This is a genomic window from Tahibacter sp., from assembly GCF_035481375.1.
In the GTDB taxonomy this organism is placed as follows: Bacteria; Pseudomonadota; Gammaproteobacteria; order Xanthomonadales; family Rhodanobacteraceae; genus Tahibacter.
This window is the reverse complement of sequence record NZ_DATIGT010000219.1, coordinates 1-5,993: the sequence shown is the minus strand read 5'-3', so window position 1 is coordinate 5,993 and position 5,993 is coordinate 1. Positions and strand designations below refer to the sequence as shown.

At 70.5% G+C, this 5,993-nt stretch carries 6 protein-coding genes; 3 read left to right on the top strand and 3 right to left on the bottom strand.

What is annotated here, in order from left to right; genetic code table 11:
• The 3 genes from VLF18_RS14355 to plsY form a co-directional block, all read right to left on the bottom strand.
• A partial coding sequence (locus tag VLF18_RS14355; RefSeq protein ID WP_325280319.1) for a type III pantothenate kinase occupies positions 1 to 708 on the bottom strand: 708 nt, incomplete at its 3' end.
• Positions 705 to 1,673 (bottom strand): biotin--[acetyl-CoA-carboxylase] ligase, encoded by a 969-nt coding sequence (locus VLF18_RS14350; protein WP_325280318.1) that lies wholly within the window; start codon positions 1,671 to 1,673, stop codon positions 705 to 707. The genes VLF18_RS14355 and VLF18_RS14350, both read right to left, overlap by 4 nt.
• A complete protein-coding gene (plsY, locus tag VLF18_RS14345; RefSeq protein WP_325280317.1) occupies positions 1,673 to 2,314 on the bottom strand; it encodes a glycerol-3-phosphate 1-O-acyltransferase PlsY in 642 nt (213 codons plus the stop codon). The genes VLF18_RS14350 and plsY overlap by 1 nt, the downstream gene beginning before the upstream one ends.
• A gap of 156 nt (positions 2,315 to 2,470) precedes the next feature.
• Between plsY and VLF18_RS14340 the strand changes: the two genes are divergently transcribed.
• The 3 genes from VLF18_RS14340 to VLF18_RS14330 all read left to right on the top strand — a co-directional run bounded on the left by VLF18_RS14340 (position 2,471) and on the right by VLF18_RS14330 (position 5,962).
• On the top strand, positions 2,471 to 3,643 hold the full coding sequence (locus VLF18_RS14340) for a phosphoglycerate kinase (RefSeq protein ID WP_325280316.1): 1,173 nt from the start codon (positions 2,471 to 2,473) through the stop codon (positions 3,641 to 3,643).
• A 142-nt stretch (positions 3,644 to 3,785) separates the two neighbouring features.
• Positions 3,786 to 5,189 carry a hypothetical protein gene (locus VLF18_RS14335; protein ID WP_325280315.1) on the top strand — a complete coding sequence of 468 codons (1,404 nt, stop codon included), beginning with the start codon at positions 3,786 to 3,788 and terminating at the stop codon, positions 5,187 to 5,189.
• A 116-nt stretch (positions 5,190 to 5,305) separates the two neighbouring features.
• A complete protein-coding gene (locus VLF18_RS14330) occupies positions 5,306 to 5,962 on the top strand; it encodes an HAD hydrolase-like protein (protein ID WP_325280314.1) in 657 nt (218 codons plus the stop codon).
• The last annotated feature ends 31 nt before the right edge of the window (positions 5,963 to 5,993 follow it).

Here is a 5,993-nt window from a genome sequence, read left to right as displayed (position 1 = left end):
GCGCAGCACGAGGTCGGCCTCGATGCGGACCGGCAGCCGCAGCAGCGGCGCGAGTTCGCCGGCCGAACCGCCGGCCAGCACGAGCGCCGCGTCGGCGCCGAGCCGCGCGCAGGCCTGCGAATGGAACCTTTCCACAAGTGCCGCCGCGGCGAGCCAGCAGCCCGAGCGCACGGCGTCTTCGGTGTCGTCGGCCAGCTCGACGATGCGCGCGGCGTCCGACGCGCTGACGCGCGCGGTCGCGCCGAGCAGCGCCTGCTGCATCAGCATCGGACTCGGCGCGATGAGACCGCCCAGATGCGTGCCGTCGGCAGCCAGCGCATCGAGCACGAGCGCCGTGCCCACGCTGGCCAGCACCAGCGGACCGGGCTGCTGCGCGCGCAGCGCAATCAGCGCGACGAAGCGGTCGACGCCGAATTTCTGCGGCTGCGCGTACGCGATGCGCACGCCGCCGGCCTGCGCGGCCGCGGCGACGAACTCGGGCTCGACGCGAAAGCGCGTCCGGATCGTCTGCACGAGTTCCGCTTCGAGACGCGGCCGGCCGACCGAGGCGATCAGCGCGCGATCGACCGCCGGCACATCCCGCCACGCATCGTCGAGTTCGCGCGCGAGCGGCCGCGAGTGGTCGACCGGCGCGCCGGCGCGCAGCCCGTGCGCATCGTGCAACGCCCACTTCAGCCGCGTGTTGCCGAGATCGATCAGCAGATTCATGCCTGGCGCACCGTCACTTCCGCGCTGTCGAAACTCGCGATGGTATCGCCCTGCTGCAGCAGCAGCGCGCCGCGCGCGTCGACGCCGGCGCCGATGCCGTGGCGCACGCCGTCGGCGTCGCTGAGCGCGAGCGTGCGGCCGCGCAGACGGTCGCGCTGCGCGAAGTCGTCGCGCAGCGCGGCGAAGCCCTCGGCGGCGAACGCATCGAGCGCGCGCGCGAATTCGGCCAGCAGCGCCGCGACCACGTCGTTGCGCGACGGCAGTGCCGCGCAGATCGATGCGAGATCGGCGACCGGCTGGTCGATCGCATTGCGCACGGCCTCGGGCAGATAGACGTTCACGCCGACGCCGATCACCGCGTGGCACGGCCCGAGGAATTCGCCGCCGAGTTCGACGAGGATGCCGGCAAGCTTTGCGTCGCCGGCGAGCACGTCATTCGGCCACTTGAGGCCGAGCGCCGGCGCGCCGCAGCGCTCCAGCGCGCGTGCGACGGCGACGCCGGCGGCGAGACTCAGTCCCGCGAGGCTGCCCATGCCGCGGTCGAAACGCCTGAGCAGCGACAGGTACACATTGCAGAGCAGCGGCGACTGCCACTGCCGCCCGCGCCGGCCGCGGCCGGCGCTCTGCTGCTCGGCGAGGCAGACGGCAAGGTCGCCGCGCTTCGCGGCGCTGCGCAGGAGTTCGCTGCTCGTCGAGTCGATGGCCCAGTGCACCTCGATCTCGCCGAAGCGCGGCCGCAGCGCGCCGGGCAACGCAGCGCGGATCGCCGCCGCGTCGAGCAGCGCCAGCGGTCGTTCGAGGCGATACCCGCGCCCGGCGACGGCGGCCAGCGGCAGGCCGGCTTCGCGCAATTCGTCCAGCCGTTTCCAGACCGCCGCGCGCGTAACGCCGAAGCGCTGCGCGAGGTCGCTGCCGGACCAGCTGCGCCCGTCGGCAAGCGCGGCGACTAGATCGCGCGCCTGCATCAGCGGCGCTCTTCGAACAGGCGGGCCAGCACGCGTGCGCGCTCGAAGCGATGCTCGGTGCCGCGGTACAGCCGCCACAGATTGCCGGCATGGGTCAGCACGAGCAGTGCGGCGCAGGCGAGCGCATAGGTGTGCAGGCTGCCGACCTGCGGCGCGAGCCACCAGAGCAGCGGCACGAGGCTGACGCCGGCCACGACCGTCGACAGGCCGACATAGCCCGTGCCGCCGAGAACCAGCAGCCAGACCAGCAGCAGCGGCGGCACGGCAATCGGGCACAGCACGAGGATCGTGCCGACGACGGTCGCCGCGCCCTTGCCGCCGCGAAACCCGTAGTAGACCGGGAACACATGCCCGAGCACCGCGGCGAATCCGCAGGCCAGCGCCTCGACGTAGAGGCCCGGCGACGCTTGCGTCGTCGGCACGAGCAGCGCGAGCCAGACCGCGAGCGCGCCCTTGCCGATGTCGACGAGGACCACGCTGATCGCGAAGGTCCAGCCGCGCGTGCGCAGCGCGTTCGTCCCGCCGGCGTTGCCGCTGCCGGACTCGCGGATGTCGAAACCCTGGCGGCGCCCGAGCAGCAGGCTGCCGGAGACCGAACCCAGCGCATAGGCGGCGACGGCCTTGGTGATCAGGACGAACATGGCGGTGCCGGCGGCAGGCAGGGGCCGCACAGCCTAATCCAACCCGGCCGCTGCCGGGCGCGGCCGGCCGCACGATTTGCAGACGCGCGATTTGCAAACGGTGGACCGCGCCGCTGTAATTCACGGTTTGCGTCAGCGCCCTGCTCCGGAGCCTCCATGTCCATCCTCCGCATGACCGACCTCGACCTGCGCGGCAAGCGCGTCCTGATCCGCGAAGACCTCAATGTGCCGATCAAGGACGGCCGCATCACCGCGACGCAGCGTCTCGACGCCGCGCTGCCGACGATCCGCCACGCGCGCGATGCCGGCGCCGCCGTGCTCGTGACCTCGCACCTGGGCCGGCCGGTAGAGGGCCAGTTCTCCGAAGCCGATTCGCTCGCGCCGGTCGCGGCCTGGCTCGGCGAGGCACTCGGCTCGCCCGTGCGCCTCGTGCGCGACTATCTCGACGGCGTCGAAGTGGCCCCGGGCGAGGTCGTCCTGCTCGAAAACTGCCGCATGAACGTCGGCGAAGGCAAGGACTCGGCGGAACTCAGCGCGAAATACGCCGCGCTCTGCGACATCTACGTCATGGACGCGTTCGGCACCGCGCATCGCGCGCAGGCCTCCACGCACGGCGCGATCCGCGCGGCCAAGGTCGCCTGCGGCGGTCCGCTGCTGATGGCCGAACTCGACGCGCTGGCCAAGGCGCTGCAGAACCCGCGGCGCCCGCTGCTCGCGATCGTCGCGGGCTCCAAGGTCTCGACCAAGCTCGAACTGCTGCAGACGCTCGTGAGCAAGGTCGACCAGCTCATCGTCGGCGGCGGCATCGCCAACACCTTCATCGCCGCGAGCGGCTACGGCGTCGGCAAATCGCTCGTGGAGAACGACCTGATCGACACGGCGAAACGCATCATGGCCGACGCCAAGGCACGCGGCGCGGACGTGCCGGTTCCGACCGACGTCGTCGTCGCGCCGGCGTTCGCCGCCGACGCGCCGGCCACGATCAAGGCTGTCGACGCGGTCGGTCCCGACGACATGATCCTCGACATCGGCCCGCAGACCGCCGCGAGCTACGCCGCGCTGATCGCCAAGGCCGGCAGCGTGGTCTGGAACGGCCCCGTGGGCGTGTTCGAATTCGACGCGTTCGGCAAGGGCACGGAGACGCTGGCCAGGGCCATCGCCGCCTCGTCGGCGTTTTCGATCGCCGGCGGCGGCGACACGCTCGCCGCGGTCGAGAAATACGGCGTCGAAGCCGACATCGGCTACATCTCCACCGGCGGTGGCGCGTTCCTCGAATTCCTCGAAGGCAAGGAACTGCCGGCCGTCGCGGCACTCGCCGCGCGCGCCTGACGTTCAGGCCCGGCACCGACCGCCCGTCGGACGGATGCCGGGCTGAATCGGCGGGATAGACAAAGCGGGTACCGATTAACAGTTGCGCGGCGGTCGCCCCGGTAGGGTGCGCTGCATTCTGTGCATCTATCGGTTTTTCCTCATGTCGCCGCTGTTTCGCCTGTTTTCCGTGTGCCCGCTGCTGTTCGCCGCGGGCATCGCCACGGCCGCCCCGATCGAGGGCCGCCTCGAACTGACCTGGGGCGACTCCGACCCCGTCGCGGGCCAGCCCGCACAATTCCGCGTCACGCTCGTCGACGATGCCGGTCTGCGCTATGCGCTCGACCCCGAACAAGCCCGCATCGGCGCCGGCGATGTCTACGCGCTGTCGGGCAAGCGCGTCGCGGTCGAGCTCGGCGGACCGGCCACGCCGCAGGGCCTGTCGGTACAGGCCATCGTGTCGGCCGACGCGGAACCGGGCCGCAGCGGTACGCTGCCGGCCGTTGCCGGCACCACGGTCTGGGCGACGCTGCTCTGCAAGTTCAGCGACATCGCGACCGAGCAGAAGCCGCTGAGCTTCTTCACGGGCCAGTACGGCAACAACCCGGGCCAGCTCGACCACTACTGGCGCGAGGTCTCCTACAACAAGATCAACCTCGTCGGCAGCGCCGCCTACGGCTGGTTCACGCTTCCACAGCCGCGTTCGTTCTACATCCCGGCCGGCGGCAGCGCGAACCTCAACAAGCTGTTCGACGACTGCACCGCCGCCGCCAACGCCTCGGTCAACTTCGCTGCGAACGGCGGACTGCAGGGCGTCAACATGATGTTCAACGGCGATCTCGACGGCTTCGCCTGGGGCGGCGGCCGCTGCGCCACGCTCGACGGCATCAACAAGTGCTGGAGCTCGACCTGGAACCCGCCGTGGTCGTTCAACAACTCAGCCCCCCTGAGCCATGAAATGGGCCACGCCTACGGCCTGCCCCATGCGAACAACTCCGACGGCGACAGCGATCCCTACGACAATCCGTGGGACGTCATGAGCGACGCCTGGAGCAACGCGGCGAGCGACACGACCTACGGCAAGATCGCCAAGCACATCAGCGTCTGGTCGCGCGACAAGCTCGTGTTCATCGACGCCGCGCGCAAGCGCACGATCGACGCCGACGGCGTCTATGCCAACCTGCAGCTCGACCGCGCGAGCCTGATCGGTTCGCCCAATCTGCAGATGATCGTCGTGCGCGTCGCCGGCGCGCCGTCCACGCAGTTCTACACCATCGAAGCGCGCAAGCGCGGCGGCAAGTACGAAGCGAGCCTCGCGGGCGACGCGGTCATCATCCACTCGGTCAACACGACGCGCGGCGAACCGGCATGGAGCGTCGACGCGACGAACCCGCCGGCGAACGTCGCCAACAACGAAGGCTCGATGTTCAAGGTCGGCGAGACCTGGACCGCACCGAACAACGGCTTCACGATCGTCGTCAACGCGGCGACCGCGGAAGGCTTCCGCGTCACGATCACGCGCGGCAACGTCAGCGCGGATCTGATCTGGCGCGCAGGGTTTCAGTAAGTCCGGAATCGCCCGACTCCGCCTGTCTCGACATTCGTCGCATCCGGGAGCGAGGCGGGTTGTCGGCGTGCACTGCGACCACCATCATGCGGAGTTCTTCATCGAAGGAACTCCGCATGCAGCTCGTCCTGTTCGATCTCGATGGCACGCTGATCCATTCCGAAGCCGGCATCGTCGGCTCGCTGCGCCATGCGCTCGACCGGCTCGGTCATGCCGCGCCGCCGATCGAGGAACTGCGCCGCTGGATCGGTCCGCCGCTGCGGCAGACGTTCCCGACCGTCGTCGGCGACGACCCCGCACGCGTGGAACTCGCCGTCGCGCACTATCGCGAGCGCTTCGACACGATCGGCTGGCGCGAGCACGAGGTCTATCCCGGCATCGCCGAACTCGTGGACCAGCTGGCCGCGCAGGGCCGCACGCTCGCGATCGTCACGACGAAGATGCAGGTCCAGGCACGCCGCATCATCGACCATCTGCCGTTCGGCGCGCATTTCGCGGCGGTCTACGGCCCCAGCGGCGACGGCCAGCATTCCGAGAAGGCGCAAATGATCGCGCAGGCGCTCGCCGACTTCGGCGTCGCGCCCGCGCAGGCCGTCATGATCGGCGACCGCCATTTCGACATCGAAGGCGCACGCGCCAACGGTGTGCGCGGCATCGGCGTCGGCTGGGGATTTGGCAGCCGCGCGGAACTCGAACAGGCCGGTGCGCAGGCCATCGCCGCGACACCCGCAGAGCTCGCCGCGCTGCTGCAGCCGGCGTGCGCGGCCGCCTGAAAACGCAAACGGGCAGCGGCCTCGCCGCTGC